This window comes from Thauera sedimentorum (assembly GCF_014489115.1).
Taxonomy (GTDB): Bacteria; Pseudomonadota; Gammaproteobacteria; order Burkholderiales; family Rhodocyclaceae; genus Pseudothauera; species Pseudothauera sedimentorum.
Genome location: NZ_JACTAH010000001.1, coordinates 518,825 through 536,697 on the forward strand (window position 1 = coordinate 518,825; position 17,873 = coordinate 536,697).

Consider the following 17,873-nt stretch of genomic DNA (forward strand, 5'->3'; position numbering starts at 1 on the left):
TCACAGGCACAGGGAATCGAAGGAAGGATCATGGCCGGACTGCTCAACATCGGCTTGACGGGCCTCAACGCCGCACAACTCCAGCTCAACACCACCTCGCACAACATCGCGAATGCGGCCACGCCCGGTTATAGCCGGCAGACCGTGGTGCAGACCACCAACGAGCCGATGTTCTCGGGCGTGGGCTTCTTCGGCCAGGGGGTGCGGGTCGCTGCGGTCAACCGGCAGTACAGCCAGTTCCTCGAGAACCAGGTGCTGTCGGCCGACAACCGGCGTGCCGAATATTCCGCGTACAGCGGGCAGATCGCCCAGCTCAACAACATGCTGGCCGACTCCGATGTCGGCCTGTCGCCGGTGCTGCAGGCCTTCTTCGCGGGCGTGCAGGACGTGGCGGCCAACCCGTCCAGCGTGCCGGCACGTCAGGCGATGATCTCGGCCGGTGAGGCGCTGGCCGCGCAGTTCCGCGCGCTGGATTCGCGCATGGCCGAAATCCGCCAGGGCACCGAGGGCGAGATCGGCGCCACCATCGACACCATCAACTCGCTGGCCAAGCAGGTCGCCGAGCTCAACCAGCGCATCGCGGTGGCCCAGGCGGCCGGTGCGGGCGTGGCGCCCAACGATCTGCTCGATCAGCGCAACAACGTGGTGTCCGAGCTGAACAAGCTGGTCAAGACCAGCACCGTGCTGGAAAGCGACGGCCAGCTCAGCGTGTTCATCGGCTCCGGGCAGAACCTGGTGCTGGGCAATTCGGTGACCCAGCTCGGCACCGCGCCGAATGCGCTGGACCCGGAACGCCAGGACATCGTGCTGATCGCCCCCAACGGCGCGCAGATCGCCATGCCCGAGTCGCTCGTCCAGGGCGGCGCCCTGGGCGGTCTGCTGGCCTTCCGCCGCGACGCGCTCGACCCCTCGCAGAACCGTCTTAACCTGCTGGCTCGTTCCATTACCGAGGCCTTCAACGCACAGCACACCCTGGGCGTCGACCTGGACGGCAACCTGGGGCAGGACTTCTTCAACTCCTCCCTGGTGCAGCGCGAGAGCGGCACCAGCGCCGCGCCGCAGGTGAGCATTGCCGACGACAACGTCCTCACCAGCGACCGCTACCGGCTCACCTACACCGACGCCACCGGCGGCTACTCGCTGGTGCGCCTGCCCGACAACGCGCCGGTGGCGCTGCCCTCGGACATCGGGCTGTCGATCACGCCGCCGGCCACGTCCACCCCGGGCGACAGCTTCATCATCGAGCCGTTGCGCAATGCGGCGCGCGACATGGGCCTGGCATTCACCGATCCGCGGCTGATCGCCGCCGGCAGTCCGGTGTCGGTCAATGTGCCGGCAACCAATGCCGGTACCGGCAAGATCGACCAGATCGATGTCGGCAGCGTGGACGGGATGGCCAGCGGCTATCCGCAGTTTGCCGACTTCAACGTCAGCTTCGCCGCCAACACGCTCACCGTGCCGGCCGGCTACACGATCACCCCGGCGGCCTACGACCCGGCAGCGGAATCGGCCGGCAAGAGCTTTACGGTCACCGGTCCGGGCGGGTACGAGTTTTCCTTCCGCCTCGCCGGCCTGCCGCAGAATGGTGATACCTTCACCTTCCAACCGACCGCCGAAGGCGTGTCCGACAACCGCAACGCGGTGGCACTGGGGGCGCTGCAGACCGCCCGGACCATGCTCACCTCGGCGGCGGGCGAGCCGACCACCAACTTCCAGTCGGCCTACTCGCAGCTGGTGACCCTGGTCGGCAACAAGGCGCGCGAGGCGCAGGTGGGCGAGGCGGCGCAGGAAACGCTGCTGCAGCAGGCTTCCGATGCACGCGACGCCTTGTCGGGTGTGAACCTCGACGAGGAAGCCGCCAACCTGATTCGTTACCAGCTCGCGTACCAGGCCTCCGGACGCGTGATGTCGATCGCCCAGCGGCTGTTCGACGAACTGCTGTCCATCGGCCGCTAAGCGCAGGAGAAACGGTCATGAGAATCTCGAGCAACATGATCTACCAGAAGGGCGTGGGCGCGATGCAGCTGCAGACCGCCAACCTTCTGCACACCCAGCAGCAGGTGTCGACCGGCCGGCGCATCCTGACCCCGGCGGACGATCCGATCGCCTCGGCGCGCGCGCTCGAACTCGGCCAGTCGCGCTCGATCAACCAGCAGTTCCAGCAGAACATCGCCTACGCTGGCGACAATCTGCGCCTGCTCGAGGGCAAGCTCGCCGGCATCGAGGACATGATCCAGTACAACCGCGAGCGCATCATCCAGGCCGGCAACGATGCGCTGAGCGACACCGACCTGGGCTTCATCGCCTCCGACCTGCGTGCCCAGTTCGACTCGCTGCTCGCCATCGGCAACACGCGCGACGGCCAGGGCGAGTACCTGTTCGCCGGATACAAGTCGCAGCAACAGCCCTTCGTCGGCGGACTCAATGGGGTGAGCTACGCGGGCGACCAGGGCGAACGCAGCATCCAGGTCAGCGCGTCGCGCTTCATGCCGATCAGCGCGCCGGGCGAGAAGCTGTTCAACAGCGTCAGCCTGGCCAACGGCGGCCTGTACGGCTTCAACGGGCAGGACAACACCGGCACCGGCTCGGTGTCGCTGAGCTACAACCCGGCACCGCCGGACCCGGCCACGCTGGGGCGCCGCTACGAGGTGAGCTTCGACGGCGCCAACTACACGGTCACCGAGCTGCAGCGCGGCAACCCCACGCCGGTGGCGGTGACCACCGGCCCCGGGCCGACGCTGTCCCTGCCGGGCGTAGACCTGACCGTCGCGGGTGCGCCTGCGGCGGGCGACAGTTTCGAGGTGATGGTGGCCTCGACCAACGTGTTCGACAATGCCGCGATGTTCGTCGACGCCCTGGAGCGCCCGGGCAGCGCGAGCATGACCGACATGGTCGCCTTCGGCCTCAACACCACCGATGCGTTCCAGGATGCCACGCTGACCTTCCGTGCGCAGGTCGGCGCGCAACTGGGCGAACTCGACCAGCTCAACAGCCTCGGCGAAGACCTCGACCTGCAGTACGCCGACACCATCTCCCGGCTGGAGGACCTCGACTACGTCGAGGCGATCTCGCGCCTGACCCAGCAGCAGACCTATCTGCAGGCGGCGCAGCAGTCCTTCATGCGCGTGTCCAACCTGTCGCTGTTCAACTTCCTCAACTGATCCCCATGAAACGCTCCCGCCTGATCCTGCTCGCCGTGCTGCCGGTGCTCGCCGGCTGTGCCACCTCCGGCGGCTCGTCCAGTTCGGCGGCCCGCATCGGCGGCGAGGTGGCCCGTGACCATCACGCCACGGTGGTCGGCGCGCTCGGCGTGCGCGAGCTGCTCAAGGGGCTGGCGATGTGGACCGGTGAGTACCGTCACGCGGCGATGGTCGCCTATGCGATCTACGACCCCTTCGCGCCCACCTGGCGGATCAGCGCCACGGTGGCCTCGGCCGACACCGTGGCGCTGCAGCTGAGCATGAAGCGTCTGATCAGCGGCGGCGAGGGCGAGGCGCGCCAGGTTTTCCTGCGCGCGGCACGCCAGATGGTGGAAGAGGGGGGCTATGCCGGGTTCGACGTGCTGCGCTACGAGGAAGGCATCGAATCCACGCGACCGTTCGCGCACCGCACCGCCATGGGCGAGATCCGCCTGGTCGGTTCGCGGCAGTTTCCCACCCTGAACGAGCCCGCGACGCTAGCACCGGTCCGCGCCGACGCCGCCGCGCAGTGAGCAGTGCCCGCGGCTCAGGCCAGCGCGGCGAGCATCGATTCGATCGCCGCGAAACCCTGTTCGAAGAAGCTGAGGATCACCGGGCCGAGGAAGTGCATGGCCAGCATCAGCACCATCATGCCCATCGCCAGTGACACCGGGAAACCGATGGCGAACAGGTTGAGCTGCGGCGAGGCGCGGGTGAGGATGCCCAGGGCGATGTTGGTGACCAGCAGCGCGGTGAGCATGGGCAGCGACAACAGCAGTCCGGTGGCGAAGACCACCGTGGCGTAGCGCACGATGAAGCTCCAGCCGCCCGACGACAGCGGGGCGGTGGTGATCGGCAGCCACTCGAAGCTGCGCACCAGCACGTCGATCATCAGCAGATGGCCGTTGATCGCCAGGAACAGCAGGGTGGCGACCAGGCCGAGGAATTCCGACAGCACCGCGGTCTGCCCGCCGGTGCCGGGGCTGAAGAAGATGGCGAAGGACAGGCCCATCTGCATGCCCACCAGCGAACCCGCCATGTCTATCGCCGCGAACACCAGGCGCATCATGAAGCCGATGGCCACGCCGATGGCGATCTGCCAGAACAGCGCCAGCAGGCCCATGTAGGAGCCCGGGTCGATGGCCGGAATCGGCGGCAGCGCGGGAACGATGGCGATGGAGATGCCCAGGCCGATGCCCAGGCGCGCGCGCGTGGGAACGGCGCGGTTGGAAAACACCGGGGCACTGGCGAACATGCCGAGCAGGCGCGCCAGCGGGTACATGAAGGCGGTCAGCCAGCCGGCGAGCTGATCGTAGGTGACGCTCAGCATGAGCGAACCCTAGCCGATCATGGTCGGGATGGACTCGAACAGCCGGCGGATGAAGTCGGTCATCACGGTGAGCAGCCAGGGGCCGGCCACCACCAGAGTGACGAACATGGCCACCACCTTCGGCACGAAGGACAGGGTCATCTCGTTGATCTGCGTGGCAGCCTGGAAGATGCTGACCACCAGGCCGGTGACCACCGCGGCCAGCAGCATCGGCGCGGACACCATCAGCGCCACCTCCACGGCCTGGCGGCCGAGATCGACGACGGCGGTAGGGGTCATGACAGCACTCCTCGGGTCAAATCGCGAAGCTCCGCACCAGCGAACCGACCAGCAGCGTCCAGCCATCCACCAGGACGAAGAGCATCAGCTTGAAGGGCAGGGAGACGATCACCGGACTCATCATCATCATGCCCATGGACATCAGCACCGAGGCGACCACCATGTCGATGATGATGAAGGGGATGAAGATGATGAAGCCGATCTGGAAGGCGGTCTTGAGCTCCGAGGTGACGAAAGCCGGCACCACCACCCGCATCGGCAGGTCTTCCGCCTTTTCCACCGGCGGCACCTTGGCCAGTTGGGCGAACAGCGACAGGTCCGGCTCGCGCACCTGGGCGAGCATGAAGGTCTTCATCGGCACCGAGGCGCGCTCCAGGGCGACGTCGAAGCCTATCGTCCCTTCGGCCATCGGCTGGTAGGCCTCCACGTAAACCTTCTCGGCCACCGGCGCCATGATGAAGAAGCTGAGGAACAGGGCCAGGCCGATCAGCACCTGGTTGGGCGGCGAGGTCTGCGTGCCCATGGCCATGCGCAGCAGCGAGAGCACGATGACGATGCGGGTGAAGCTGGTCATCATCAGCACCACCGCCGGCAGGAAGGACAGCGAGGTGAGCAGCAGCAGGGTCTGCACGCTCAGGCTGTAGCTGGTGCCGCCGCCCGGCGCCGGGGTGGCGGTGACCGCCGGCATCACCTGGGCGAAGGCGAGGGCCGGCCCGGCCAGCAACAGCAGGCCGAGCAGGGTGCGGAGGATGCGGGGTTCAGCTGCCATGCTTGCGGCGTTCGACGGATTGCCTGAGCCAGGCGGAAAAATCCCGTCCCGCGGGCGTCTGCGGGGCGGCGGCAGGGAGTTGGTCGGCGTCGAGCACATGCAGGGTCTGCACGCTGCTCTGGGTGACGCCGAGCACCAGCACCTTGCCGGCCAGCTCCACCAGCACGACGCGCTCGCGCGGGCCGACCGCGGTGGCGCCGAGGACGTTGAGCGGAACGCTGCCGCCGCGCGGCGCCGACAGGCGCTTGATGGCCCACAGGGTGGCGAACAGGATGGCGATCACCACCGCGAGGCCGAAGAGCATCTGGCCGAGTCCGCTGCCGAGCTCGGGCATGGGTTCGGCCGTGGCCTGCGCATGCGCGGCGACGGGCAGGAACGGCAGGAGCAGGGCGGAGACGCGGTACACGGGGACGGTGGCGAGTTTCGACGCCCCAAGCATAAACGCCGGCCGCGCGCGGACGCGGCCGGAACAGGCGGGGAAAAGCCGGGTTATTCGGCTGTTTGGGTGCGCCGGACGGCTGGCCGCACCGGGCGATGCCCCCCGCAGGAGCGGCCTTGGCCGCGATGCAGCGTACGGAGAAACCAAGGGTGCATCGCGGCCAAGGACCGCCGGGGGTGGGCCCTAACTGCGGATCTTCCGCATCCGTTCGGCCGGCGTGATGATGTCGGTCAGGCGGATGCCGAACTTGTCGTTGACCACCACGACCTCACCCTGGGCGATCAGCGTGCCGTTGACCAGCACGTCCATCGGCTCGCCGGCCAGGCCGTCGAGTTCGACCACCGAGCCGTGGGCGAGCTGCAGCAGGTTGCGGATCGACAGCTTGGTGCGGCCGAGCTCGACGGTGAGCTGGACCGGGATGTCCAGGATCATGTCGAAGTCGTTCATGCCGCCGCCGTGTGCCGCCGGGGCGCCAAAGTCCGGAAAGAGGTGGCTGGCGGGCTTGGCCTGGTAGGGCGACTCGCCTTCCGCCGCGGCGGCTGCGAGGTCTGCCGCCACCTGCGCGGCTTCGGCGTCGCCGCTGCCGGTTTCCGCAGCTGCCTGCTCCATCATCGCGGCAGCCCAGTCGTCCTCGGTGATCTGGTCTTCTTCGGTTTCGTTCTCAGCCATGTTGGGCTCCCGGTATCGGTGTGGATTCTGGATCCTCGGCGGCGAGGAAGCGCTCCACCTTGATCGCGTACTGGCCGTTGAGCACGCCGTAACGGCCTTCGAGGACCGGCACGCCGTCCGCTTCGATCTGCACCAGCTCGGAGACATGCAGCGGAATCACGTCGCCGGCACGCATGTTGACGATGTCGCGCAGGGTCACGCGCGACTGGCCCAGGTTGCAGACCAGCTCCACCTCGGCGGTCTGCAGCTGGCGGGTGAGCAGGTTGATCCAGCGCTTGTCCTGGGTGAGGTGGTCGCTCTGCATGGTCGAGTAGAGCATCTCGCGGATCGGCTCGACCATGGAGTAGGGGAAGCAGATGTGCATCTCCGCCTGCGCACCGCCCATCTCCAGCGAGAAGCTCGTCGACACGACGATCTCGGAAGGTGTGGCAATGTTGGCGAACTGCGAGTTCATTTCCGAGCGGACATACTCCATCTCGATCTTGTAGACCGGCGCCCAGGCCTTGCAGTATTCGGCGAACACCACGCCCAGCATGCCCTGGATGATGCGCTGCTCGGTGGGGGTGAAGTCGCGCCCCTCGACCCGGGTGTGGAAGCGCCCGTCGCCGCCGAACATGTTGTCCACGACGAGGAACACCAGGTTGGGGTCGAACACCACCAGGCCGGTGCCGCGCAGCGGCTTGGCGGTGACCAGGTTGAGGTTGGTGGGCACCACCAGGTTGCGCACGAATTCGCCGTACTTCTGCACCTTGATCGGCCCCACCGAGACCTCGGTGTTGCGGTGCATGTAGTTGAACAGGCCGATGCGCAGGTAGCGCGCGAAGCGTTCGTTGATGAGCTCCATGGTGGGCATGCGCCCACGCACGATGCGCTCCTGGGTGGCCAGGTTGTACGGCTTTACGCCACCGGCCCCTTCGCTCTCGTCGGCCTCGGGTTCGTCGGACTCCCCGCTGACGCCGCGCAGCAGGGCGTCAACTTCATCCTGGGAAAGAAAGTCCGAAGACATGATCGATGGCCTCGTTACTGGATGATGAACGAGTTGAACAGCACGCCCTGCACCGGCCCGACGGCCGTGCCCGGCGCGGCGCCCGCAGGCGGGTTGAAGCCCAGTGCGCTGTTCACCTGGGTGAGGATCTCCTGCGCGAGCTTCTCGCGCCCTTCCATGGTAGACACCTCGGACGGCATCTTGCTCGACAGCAGCAGGTTGATGCGGTGGCGGATCTCGGGCATGAAGCCGTTGAGCTGGGCGCCGATCGTGGCGTCGGCCACCCGCAGCACGATCACCGCCTGCAGGTAATGGTCGGTTTCCTCGCGCGTCAGATTGACCGTGAAGGTGTCGAGCTGCACGAACACCGGCGGCTTGGACAGATCCACCGTGGGGGCGGCCTGTACCGCCGGGGTGGCTTCCGCGCTGTCGCCGCTGTTCTTGCCCTTCACCAGCAGCAGCACGCCGACCAGCGCCGCGGCAATCAGCAGCAGGAGCACCACGATCACCACGATGATGATCATGAGCTTGCTCTTCTTGGGGGCGGGTGCGTCAGTTGCTGCCACTTCCGGTTTTGCCGGCGCCTTGGCCATGCCATTCTCCTTTTTCCACGCTTCGATTATCGGCGAGGCCGATCAAGCCCGAAGCGCGAAAAAGTGGGGCAGAGCGGCCCCTATTCCCGTGCTTCAGGCGAAGATGTCGACCAGGCCCTCGCCTTGTTTCGTCCATGTCGCAGCACCGCTCGCGGTGCTGCCGCCTGTTTCATTCACCCCGCCGACCGCATCGCGCCCGTGGCGACCGCGCGGCGAAGCGTCTTCCTGCCCGGTGCGCTGGTCACCCGAGGTGTTCACACTGGTCTGACCCAGGTTTACCCCGGACTGCGCCATCAGCTCGCGCAGGCGCGGCAAGGCCTGTTCCAGTGCTTCCTTGGCTTCGCGGGTGCTGGCCAGGAACTGGGCGGTGGCCTGGTCGCCGTTCATGTTGATCGACACCTCCACCTTGCCGAGGTTGGGCGGCGTGATCACCAGTTCCGCCTTGGACTCGCCTCGGCTGGTCATCCAGATCACCTTGCTGCCGACATCCTCCGCCCAGCCGTTCTGCCCGACCGGCGTTGCCACCTGCAGTTGCGGCCCCGGCTGCAGCGGGTTGTTGGCGCGGGGCGCGAACACGCTCTGCAGCGAGGTCGGCGGCTCGCCCTGCAGGGCCTGCATGGCCTTTGCGGGACTCTCCGTAAATGCGGTAACGGCACCGCTGCCGCGCGACTGAAGCTGCGCGACCAGCGAAGCGATACGGGTGGCGTTGGTCGATGGCTCGGCGAGGGTCGGGCTCTTGTCGGCGAGCGCATTCTGCAGAGATTTGCCCTTGCTGTCATCCGCACCCGCCAGAAGGTTCGAAGCGGTCTTCTGCTTGCCGCCGCGCAGTACGTCTGCCAGCGGGTCGGTCTCCGTGCTCGTCGCGTCGGCAGCTGCCCCGGTGCCGCCGGCGGCGCCGGCAAGCGCGGGGATCAGGGCGGCAATGGCTGCCGGCAGGGCGGCAGTTGCCGCCGTGCTTGCCGGTGCCTTGCCGGCTTCGGCGCCGTCCTGCGGCCGGGCGTCCCCGCCGCCCGCGGCCTGTTCGGCAGCGGCGGCTTCCTCGCTGGCCGGTGCATCGTCCTTTGCGGAGGCATCGGTGCGTTCGGTGCTGCGCTCCGTGCCTTCCGCGCGGCGTCCGTGTTCGGAACGCCGGCCGTGCTCGGTGTTGCGCGGGCGTTCGGCCTGCGGCCGTTCGCGCTGTGCGGTGGCTTCGGCCGGGCGTTCGGCAGCGCGCTCCGGGTTGCGTTCGCGCGGCGCGTCCATACGGTTCTGCAGGGTGCGGGAGAAGTCGTCGCCCGCCTGGCTGCCGCGCTCCGGCTGGCTTGCCATGAAGGGCGGCAAGCCGGACTGGGCGCTGGCGCCGTATTGGGGCTGGGCGGTGATCGGTGACGACATGGTTGCTTACCTCTCTGGCTTTGTCTGCCAGATCATGAGCAAGCTGTGTGCCAGTCGTGCGTGGAATTCAGTCGTCGATCTTGCCGTTGAAGCGGCGGGCGGCGTGTTCGTCGGACAGGCGCTGTTCCCGCCGCGCTTCGGTGCGCAGTTCGGCGGCGCGCTGGCGCTGCGTCAGCGTGTCGATGGCCTTGACCTTGTTGCGGTGGTTCATCCACACCTGCTGTCCCTGCACGGTGCGCAGGCGCGACTGCTCCACCATGCTGCGCTGCGCCGCGATGGCCTCGTCGATCTTCACCAGGAAGGCGCTGTAGTTGCGCCAGGCGTCCGGACCGATGCCGCTGGCGGCGGCCTGCAGGAAGCGCTGCTGATACTCGTCGCGATACTCCTGGAGCATGTCGAGCTTGCGCTTGCCTTCGGTTTCGCTGGCGATCAACTCGCCCAGCCGGCGCGCGGCGTCGTCCATGCGCGACTGCATCAGTTCGAGCAGGGGTTGCAGCGGAGATGGTCTGTTCAACGTGGCCCCCTCGCAAGTCGGGACCGAACGGCGTTTCGGTTCATGGGCATGTCGGGTGGCGGGCAGCGCCACGCCCGCGCTTCAGCGGTGTCGTCAGCCGGCCTGGGCGAAGAGCTGGTGCAGCTTGGCGGCGGCGTTGCGGTAGGCCTCGCGTTCGTCGATGCGCTGCTGCAGGAATGCCTCAAGTTTAGGATAAAGCGCGACGGCCGTGTCGAGCAGCGGGTCGGCGCCCGGCTGATAGGCGCCCACCGCGATCAGGTCGCGCGAGCGCTGGTAGCGCGAGAACAACTGCTTGAAGCGGCGCACCAGGTCGAAGTGCTCGTCGCCCACCAGGTTGTGCATGGCGCGCGAGATGGACTGTTCGATGTCGATGGCCGGGTAGTGCCCCTGGTCGGCCAGCGCACGGGAGAGCACGAAGTGGCCGTCGAGGATGGCGCGTGCGGCATCGGCGATCGGGTCCTGCTGGTCGTCGCCTTCGGCCAGCACGGTGTAGAAGGCGGTGATCGAACCGCCGCCGTCCGGGCCATTGCCGGCGCGCTCGACCAGCGCCGGCAGGCGGGCGAACACCGAGGGCGGGTAGCCGCGGGTGACCGGCGGTTCGCCGATCGCGAGCGCGATCTCGCGCTGGGCCATGGCATAGCGGGTCAGCGAATCCATGATCAGCAGCACCTGCTTGCCCTGGTCGCGGAAGTGTTCGGCGATGGTGGTGGCGTAGGCGGCGCCCTGCAGGCGCATCAGCGGGCTGGTGTCGGCCGGGGCGGCCACCACCACCGAGCGGGCGAGACCTTGCGGGCCGAGGCTGTGCTCGATGAACTCCTTCACCTCGCGCCCCCGTTCGCCGATCAGCCCGACGACGATCACGTCCGCCGAGGTGTAGCGCGCCATCATGCCGATCAGCACCGACTTGCCCACCCCAGAGCCGGCGAACAGGCCCAGGCGTTGGCCGCGACCGACGGTGAGCAGACTGTTGATCGCGCGGATGCCCACGTCCAGGGGGGCGGAGATCGGCGCCCGTTGCAGCGGGTTGAAGGGGCGGCTCTGCAGTGAGCGGGCGAGGGAGGTGTCGAGGGGGCCGAGGCCGTCCAGCGGCCGGCCCGCGCCATCGACCACCCGGCCGAGCAGTCCGTCGCCCACCGGCAGGTGCTTGGCACGGTCGGCGGCGCGGCGGTTGCGCGGGGCGTCCTGGCCGGGCTGCAGGCGGTTGGGCGGTGTTTCCAGCGGCAGGACCAGGGCGCCCGGCGCCAGGCCGAAGACGTCCTCGGTGGGCATCATGTAGAGCTTCTCGCCGTGGAAGCCGACGACCTCGGCTTCCACCGAGCCGCCGCCGGGCACCATGATGCGGCAGCCCGAACCGAGCGGCAGCTTGAGGCCGGCCGCTTCCATGACCAGGCCGTTGATGCGCGTGAGGCGGCCGGAGAGTTCGTACGGACGGGCGTCGTCCACCATCGCGCGGTTGCCGGCGAGGTAGGTGCGCCAGGTGTCGGCCAGCTGCATGCTCATGCGTCGTCCGCGTCCCAGGCGGTTTCGTCGCGTCCAAGGCTCTCGATGATGCGCCGCCAGCGGGTTTCCACCGTGGCGTCGACCTGGGTGCCGCCGGCTTCCACCAGGCAGCCGCCGCGGGTCAGGCTGTCGTCCTCGATCAGGCGGTGCTCGCCGTGCGCGAACTGTTCGCCGAGCAGCTCGCGCACCAGTGCGGCGTCTTCCGGATGCAGGCGGACGCGGGCGTGGTTCTGCGGCAGTTCCTGCAGGGCGCTGCGCAGGGTGTCGGCGATGGCTTCAGGCCGGGCGACGAGCGTGTCGCGCACCATCTTGCGTGCGAGCGCGAGCGCCAGGCCCATCAGTTCCTCGGTGACCTGGGAGTCGAGTTCGTCGAAGGAGCGCTCCAGCGCCTGCACCATGTTGCCCAGCTTTTGCGCTTCGGCGCGCGCCTGTTCGCGGCCCTCGCGGTAGCCGGCCTCGCGGCCTTCGGCAAAACCGCTCTGGTAGCCTTCGCGGTGTGCCTCGGCGCGCGTCTCTTCCTGCATGCGCTCGAGCTCTTCCGCAGTCGGAAAGCGGAAATCCGCCAGCGGGGCCTCTTCCGGTTCGGCTTCGGACGGCGGCAGGGCTTCCTCCGGCGCGGGGTCGGCTGCAGCCGGCTGTTCGGGGCGCTCGTCGAAGGATGGCGGCTCCCAGCGCCGGTAGGCGCCCGCGGCCTGGTGGCGTTCGATCGCCATCACATGCTCCGTTCAGGCTCACACGAAGGCATCGTCGCCTCCCTTGCCGCCGAGCATGACCTGGCCTTCCTCGGCCAGGCGGCGGACGATCTTGAGGATCTCCTTCTGCTCGGCCTCGACCTCGGACAGGCGCACCGGACCCTTGGCCTCCAGGTCCTCGCGCAGCATCTCCGCCGCACGGCTGGACATGTTCTTGAAGATCTTCTCGCGCAGCTCGGGCGCCGCACCCTTGAGGGCGACGATCAGCGAGTCGGACTGCACCTCTCGCAGGATGGTCTGGATGCCGCGGTCGTCGATGTCCATCAGGTTCTCGAACACGAACATCTCGTCGAGAATCTTCTGGGCGAGGTCCGGGTCGTACTCGCGCACGTTGTCGATCACCGAGGTTTCCGCCGCGGAGCCGACGAAGTTGAGGATCTCCGCCGCGTGGCGCACGCCGCCCATCGCCGCCTTCTTAACCGTGGAGGCGCCCGACAGCATGCGGGTCAGCGCGTCGTTGAGCTCCTTGAGTGCGGCCGGCTGCACGCCGTCGAGCGTGGCGATGCGCAGGATCACGTCGTTGCGCAGGCGTTCCGGGAAATGCTTGAGGATCTCGCCGGCCTGGTCGAACTCCAGGTGCACCAGGATGGTGGCGATGATCTGCGGGTGTTCGTTCTTGATCAGGTCGGCGGCGGTGGGGGCGTCCATCCACTTCAGGCTCTCGATGCCCGCGGTGTCCGAGCCGCTCAGCACGCGCGACAGCAGATGGGCGGCACGTTCGTCGCCCAGCGCCTTGGTGAGCATCTCGCGGATCTGCTCTTCGTCGGCCTGGATGGCCGCACCCTTGCCGGAATGCTCGTCCAGCTCGTCGAGCAGCGGCTCCACCTTGCTGCGCGGCTGCGCCGGCATGCTGGCCATCTTCATGCCGAGTTTCTGCACTTCGCGGGGCCCCAGGTGCTTGAGCACCTCGGCGGCTTCGTTCGGTCCCAGCGTGAGCAGCAGCAGCGCGGCCTTCTCCAGGCCTTCTTCCGGGGACGTGCTCACTTGCGGCCCTCCTCATTCACACCCATCCACTCCTTGATCAGCCCGGCGACGATCTTGGGATCGTTCTTCGCCAGTTCGCGGGCACGCGCCAGGCGGGTCTCGTAGGAGCCGGCCATGGCCGCGGCCGACAGGGTGACCTCGGCGCCTTCCTCGCCTTCTTCCATCGCTTCTTCCTCTTCCTCCCGCTCTGCCGGCGCCACGGTGCGCAGCAAGGGGCGGATGATTGCAAGATAGACGAACAGCACCACCAGCAGGATCACCAGATAGCGGGCGGCTTCCTTGCCCATGTCGAGCACTTCCGGGTCCTTCCACAGCGGCACTTCCGGACCGGCCTCGGCGGCGGCGAAGGCGCTGCCCACCACGTTGAGGCTGTCGCCGCGATCCTGGTTGTAGCCCATCGCCTCGCGGACCAGACTGGTGATCTGGGCGATCTCCTGCTCGGTGAGCGGCACATTCACCGTTTCGCCCGCCTCGTTGACCTGGGTACGGTGGTTCAGCACCACCGCGACCGACAGGCGCTTGACCTGGCCCATGGCCTGGCGCACATGCTGGATGGTGCGGTCGAGTTCGTAGTTGGTCACCGCGCTGCGGCTGCCGTTGAAGGTGGCGGCGTTGGTGCCGTTGTTGCCGTTGCCCACCGGCGGATTGGTGATCGGCGCGGTCGCCGGTGCCGGCGGCTGGTTGGACAGCGCGCCGGGCACGCCTTGCGGGCCGGGCTCGCCGATGCGGTTCTCGTTGATCTGCTGGCTGCGGATCGCCTGGTCGGGTGTGGGGTTGGGCTTGTAGGTCTCCGCGGTCTGCTCGACCTGGTTGAAATCGATGTCGGCGGTGACCTGGGCGCGGAAGTTGCCGTTGCCGAGGATGGGCGACAGGATGGTTTCGATGCGGCGGATGTAGCCGGTTTCGACGTCGCGCACGTACTGCAGCTGGCTGGAATCGAGCCCGGCCTGACGCAGCGCGCTGGCGCCGCCGGTGAGCAGGTTGCCGCTCTGGTCGATGACGCTCACGCCGGCCTCGCCCATGCGCGGCACGCTGGAAGACACCAGGTGCACGATACCGGCCAGCTGCGCCGGCTCGAGGATGCGGCCCGGGCGCAGGGCGACCATCACCGAGGCGGTGGGCTTCTGGTCGTCACGCAGGAAGGCGGTCTGCTTCGGAATCGCCAGATGCACCCGTGCGCTGGCCACCGAGGCGATCGACTGTATGGTGCGCGACAGCTCGCCTTCCAGCGCACGCTGGTAGTTCACCTGTTCATGGAACTGCGAGACGCCGAGCTTCTGGGTCTCCATGATCTCGAAGCCCACCAGGCCGCCCTTGGGCAGGCCCTCGGCGGCCAGCCGCAGGCGTACGTCGTGCACCTGCGCCTCAGGCACCAGGATGGCATTGCCGGTTGGCGACAGGCGGTAGGGCACGTTCTGCTGTTGCAGCGCCGTGACGATGGCGCCGCCATCGCGTTCGTCGAAGTTGGAGAACAGCACCGCGTAGGCGGGGGCGCGCTGCCACAGCAGTACGCCCACGACCAGCGCGATCGCCAGTGCCAGGGCGACGCCGCCGGCCAGCTTCTGACGCTGGTCCAGTGCGCGGATGTTCTCGATGACCTGCTGCAGCTGCGAGCGGGGCGGCTGTGCGGCAGCGGCGGTATCTGCGGTTGCCATGCTGGATTCCTGTTGCAGTCCCTTTGACGGATGGCGGCATTGTCCGCCGGCAAACGCAACTTCAATGTTCGGATAAGCGGCATTTTTTGCCGCCTGTTTGCCGGTTACCATACACCGCAGCGCAGCTAGACTGCCAGTCGTGAAAAACTGCCGGGAGCCCGAGCCCGATGCCGAATCCGCCCACCTCCGCCAGTCCCGCCCAGCCGGTGCCGCCCACGGTACCCGATGGCGGCGTGGCGCGACTGGATGCCGCGCAGCTCGCCGAAGCCTTCCAGCTGTTCAGCCGGGCGTCGGAAGAACTCTCGCACGCCTATAACGCCCTGCAGGGCCGGGTCGAGCAGCTCACCGAACGGCTCACCGTGCTGATGGGCGCGCTGCCAGCCGGTGTGGTGGTGCTGGACCGCGCCGGCACGCTGGTGCAGGTCAACCGCGCGGCCGAGGAGCTGTTCGGCGCCGGCATCACCGGGCGGCAATGGCAGCAGGTGGGCGCCGCGCTGCAGGCGACCGAGACCCCGGGCGAGATGAGCGTGGAGCTGGCTGATGGCCCGCGCCGCCTGTCGGTGTCGGAGACCGCGCTGGAATCCGGCGACGAGCGCATCCTGCTGCTGCACGACATCACCGAAACCCACCGCATGCGCCTGGCCGCCGAGCGCAATGAGCGCCTCGCGGCGATGGGCGAGATGGTTGCCGGCCTGGCCCACCAGCTGCGTACCCCTTTGGCCGCGGCCCTGCTGTATACCGGCAACCTGCGCCAGCCCGAACTCGGCCCGGCCGAACGCCTCAAGGTGGCCGACCGCGCCATCGAGCGCATGCGCTACCTGGAGCGCCTGATCCGCGACATGCTGCTGTTCGCCCGCGGCGACAGCCTGGGGCGCCAGTTCTTCGGCGTCTGCGAGCTGAGTGCCGAACTGGCCCACACCCTGGAGCCGGTGGCGCGTGCGCGGCAGATCGAGTTCAGCAGCCAGTGCGACTGCGGCGAACTGCAACTGCATGGTGACCGCAAGGCGCTCGCCGGTGCGCTCACCAACCTGCTGGAGAACGGCATCCAGGCCACCGAACCGGGCGGCAGCGTCGACTGCCAGGTGCGCCAGGTGGGCCAGGACATCGTGTTCACCGTGCGCGACAGCGGGCGCGGCATCGACCCCGCCATGCAGGAGCGCCTGTTCGAACCCTTCTTTACCACCCGGGCCGAAGGCACCGGCCTGGGGCTGGCGATCGCGCGCGGCGTGGCGCGCGCCCACGGCGGCGAGATCACCCTGGATTCCGCGCCCGGCAAGGGCTCCACTTTCATGCTCACCGTCCCGCTGCCGACCGAGGGCGGAGACGCAGACGGCAAGGCCGAATCATGATCGAACAACTCAACATCCTGGTCGTCGAGGACGACGACGCGCTGCGCGACGCGGTGTGTTTCACCCTGGAGATGGCCGGCCACGGCGTCACCGGCGTCGATGGCGGACCGGCGGCGCTGGCCGAACTGGAACGCCAGTCCTTTAACCTGGTGGTCACCGACTTGCGCATGCAGCCGATGGACGGCCTGCAGGTGCTGGGCGAGGTGCGCAGCCGCCAGCCGCAGTTGCCGGTGCTGCTGATGACCGCCTACGGCGACGTGGACAAGGCGGTGGCGGCGATGCGCGGCGGCGCCTGCGACTTCCTGATGAAACCCTTCGAGCCCGAGGTGCTGCTCGAGCACGTGCGCCGTTACGCCGCGGTGCCGCCCACCGCGGACGACACCATCGCCGAGGACCCGCACACCCGCAACCTGCTGGCGCTGGCCGCGCGGGTGGCGGAAACCGACGCCACCGTGTTGCTGACCGGCGAGTCTGGCACCGGCAAGGAAGTGTTCGCGCGCTACATCCACCACCACTCGGCCCGCGCGCGCGGGCCCTTCGTGGCGATCAACTGCGCGGCCATCCCCGAAAACCTGCTGGAAGCCACCCTGTTCGGCTACGAGAAGGGCGCCTTCACCGGCGCGCAGAGCGCCCAGCCGGGCAAGTTCGAACAGGCCCAGGACGGCACCATCCTGCTCGACGAAATCTCCGAGATGCCGCTCGGCCTGCAGGCCAAGCTGCTGCGCGTGCTGCAGGAGCGCGAGGTGGAGCGGGTGGGCGGCAAGAAGCCGGTGGCGCTCGATATCCGCGTGCTCGCGACCAGCAACCGCGACATGCTGCGCGAGATCGCCGCCGGACGCTTCCGCGAGGACTTGTACTACCGCCTCAACGTGTTCCCGCTGGCGATTCCCTCGCTGCGAGAGCGTCCGGGCGACGTGCTGCCGCTGGCGCGTCACTTCCTCGCCCGTCATGGCGAGCGGCTCAAGCGCCAGGCGCACATCTCGCCCGCGGCGGAAGCCCTGCTGCAGGCCTACCACTGGCCCGGCAACGTGCGCGAGCTGGAGAACACCATGCACCGCGTGCTGATCCTGACTGCGGGCGACAGCGTGCTGCCCGAGACCGTCCGTCTGTGCCTGCCGCACTGGAACGGCGAAGCCATGGCCGTGCCGCCGCAGACCGTCGTGCAGACCCCTGTGCCGCCGGTGCAGACGGCAGCGCCGCCGGCTGCTGCGGCAAGCCAGCCGGCAAGTTTTGCCGCCTCCGTCCCGCCCGCTCCGCCAGTGCCGCCTGCCCGGCCGGCCAACATGAAGGATCTCGAGCGCGAGCACATCCTGGCGACGCTGCGCGAGTTCGGCGGTTCGCGCAAGAAAACCGTTGAAAAGCTTGGTATTTCCGAGCGTACGCTGCGCTACAAGCTGCAGCAGTATCGCGACGAGGGATACGAGGTCTGAAGCCTCCGCAGATTCGGGCCCTGTTCTTGCTAAGTATTCGCAGGGCGCCCGCGTGCGCCGGACAGGGCTGCA

Annotated in this window: 18 protein-coding genes; 5 read left to right on the plus strand and 13 right to left on the minus strand. The window is 68.1% G+C overall.

Features of this window, described 5'->3' with window-relative positions; all coding sequences use genetic code 11:
• The first annotated feature begins 30 nt into the window (after positions 1 to 30).
• The 3 genes from flgK to IAI53_RS02365 are packed head-to-tail and all read left to right on the plus strand — an operon-like array spanning position 31 to position 3,712.
• Positions 31 to 1,956 carry a flagellar hook-associated protein FlgK gene (gene flgK, locus IAI53_RS02355; RefSeq protein WP_187716546.1) on the plus strand — a complete coding sequence of 642 codons (1,926 nt, stop codon included), beginning with the start codon at positions 31 to 33 and terminating at the stop codon, positions 1,954 to 1,956.
• Positions 1,957 to 1,973: 17 nt separating this feature from the next.
• Complete coding sequence (flgL, locus tag IAI53_RS02360) at positions 1,974 to 3,161, plus strand: flagellar hook-associated protein FlgL (RefSeq protein WP_187716547.1); 1,188 nt, start codon at positions 1,974 to 1,976, stop codon at positions 3,159 to 3,161.
• A 5-nt stretch (positions 3,162 to 3,166) separates the two neighbouring features.
• Positions 3,167 to 3,712 carry a hypothetical protein gene (locus tag IAI53_RS02365; protein ID WP_187716548.1) on the plus strand — a complete coding sequence of 182 codons (546 nt, stop codon included), beginning with the start codon at positions 3,167 to 3,169 and terminating at the stop codon, positions 3,710 to 3,712.
• Between the two features lie 14 nt (positions 3,713 to 3,726).
• On the opposite strand, the gene fliR is transcribed toward IAI53_RS02365, so the two are convergent.
• The 13 genes from fliR to fliF form a co-directional block, all read right to left on the minus strand.
• On the minus strand, positions 3,727 to 4,509 hold the full coding sequence (gene fliR / locus IAI53_RS02370) for a flagellar biosynthetic protein FliR (RefSeq protein ID WP_187716549.1): 783 nt from the start codon (positions 4,507 to 4,509) through the stop codon (positions 3,727 to 3,729).
• Positions 4,510 to 4,518: 9 nt separating this feature from the next.
• Positions 4,519 to 4,788, minus strand: a complete 270-nt coding sequence (fliQ, locus tag IAI53_RS02375) for a flagellar biosynthesis protein FliQ (RefSeq protein ID WP_187716550.1) — start codon at positions 4,786 to 4,788, stop codon at positions 4,519 to 4,521.
• A 16-nt stretch (positions 4,789 to 4,804) separates the two neighbouring features.
• Complete coding sequence (gene fliP / locus IAI53_RS02380; protein ID WP_187716551.1) at positions 4,805 to 5,557, minus strand: flagellar type III secretion system pore protein FliP; 753 nt, start codon at positions 5,555 to 5,557, stop codon at positions 4,805 to 4,807.
• Entirely contained in the window at positions 5,547 to 5,963 is a 417-nt protein-coding gene (gene fliO / locus IAI53_RS02385) for a flagellar biosynthetic protein FliO (RefSeq protein ID WP_349771879.1), read from the minus strand. The genes fliP and fliO overlap by 11 nt, the downstream gene beginning before the upstream one ends.
• 216 nt (positions 5,964 to 6,179) lie before the next feature.
• Positions 6,180 to 6,665 carry a flagellar motor switch protein FliN gene (fliN, locus tag IAI53_RS02390; RefSeq protein WP_187716552.1) on the minus strand — a complete coding sequence of 162 codons (486 nt, stop codon included), beginning with the start codon at positions 6,663 to 6,665 and terminating at the stop codon, positions 6,180 to 6,182.
• A complete protein-coding gene (fliM, locus tag IAI53_RS02395) occupies positions 6,658 to 7,671 on the minus strand; it encodes a flagellar motor switch protein FliM (RefSeq protein WP_187716553.1) in 1,014 nt (337 codons plus the stop codon). Before fliM ends, fliN begins: the two co-directional genes overlap by 8 nt.
• A gap of 14 nt (positions 7,672 to 7,685) precedes the next feature.
• Entirely contained in the window at positions 7,686 to 8,243 is a 558-nt protein-coding gene (locus IAI53_RS02400; RefSeq protein WP_187716554.1) for a flagellar basal body-associated FliL family protein, read from the minus strand.
• 93 nt (positions 8,244 to 8,336) lie between these two features.
• A complete protein-coding gene (locus tag IAI53_RS02405) occupies positions 8,337 to 9,617 on the minus strand; it encodes a flagellar hook-length control protein FliK (RefSeq protein ID WP_187716555.1) in 1,281 nt (426 codons plus the stop codon).
• Positions 9,618 to 9,684: 67 nt separating this feature from the next.
• Complete coding sequence (fliJ, locus tag IAI53_RS02410) at positions 9,685 to 10,131, minus strand: flagellar export protein FliJ (RefSeq protein WP_187716556.1); 447 nt, start codon at positions 10,129 to 10,131, stop codon at positions 9,685 to 9,687.
• A 93-nt stretch (positions 10,132 to 10,224) separates the two neighbouring features.
• Positions 10,225 to 11,631: a flagellar protein export ATPase FliI gene (fliI, locus tag IAI53_RS02415; RefSeq protein ID WP_187716557.1), complete on the minus strand. Its 1,407-nt coding sequence runs from the start codon at positions 11,629 to 11,631 to the stop codon at positions 10,225 to 10,227.
• Positions 11,628 to 12,344 (minus strand): flagellar assembly protein FliH, encoded by a 717-nt coding sequence (locus IAI53_RS02420; RefSeq protein WP_187716558.1) that lies wholly within the window; start codon positions 12,342 to 12,344, stop codon positions 11,628 to 11,630. Before IAI53_RS02420 ends, fliI begins: the two co-directional genes overlap by 4 nt.
• Before the next feature lie 18 nt (positions 12,345 to 12,362).
• Positions 12,363 to 13,367, minus strand: coding sequence for a flagellar motor switch protein FliG (fliG, locus tag IAI53_RS02425; RefSeq protein ID WP_187716559.1), 1,005 nt, complete (start codon positions 13,365 to 13,367; stop codon positions 12,363 to 12,365).
• Positions 13,364 to 15,022 carry a flagellar basal-body MS-ring/collar protein FliF gene (fliF, locus tag IAI53_RS02430; protein ID WP_187716560.1) on the minus strand — a complete coding sequence of 553 codons (1,659 nt, stop codon included), beginning with the start codon at positions 15,020 to 15,022 and terminating at the stop codon, positions 13,364 to 13,366. The genes fliG and fliF overlap by 4 nt, the downstream gene beginning before the upstream one ends.
• 167 nt (positions 15,023 to 15,189) lie before the next feature.
• On the opposite strand from fliF, the gene IAI53_RS02435 reads away from it, so the two are divergent.
• Both IAI53_RS02435 and IAI53_RS02440 read left to right on the plus strand, forming a co-directional pair.
• Positions 15,190 to 16,371, plus strand: a complete 1,182-nt coding sequence (locus tag IAI53_RS02435; RefSeq protein WP_187716561.1) for a sensor histidine kinase — start codon at positions 15,190 to 15,192, stop codon at positions 16,369 to 16,371.
• A complete protein-coding gene (locus tag IAI53_RS02440) occupies positions 16,368 to 17,801 on the plus strand; it encodes a sigma-54-dependent transcriptional regulator (protein ID WP_187716562.1) in 1,434 nt (477 codons plus the stop codon). The genes IAI53_RS02435 and IAI53_RS02440 overlap by 4 nt, the downstream gene beginning before the upstream one ends.
• The last annotated feature ends 72 nt before the right edge of the window (positions 17,802 to 17,873 follow it).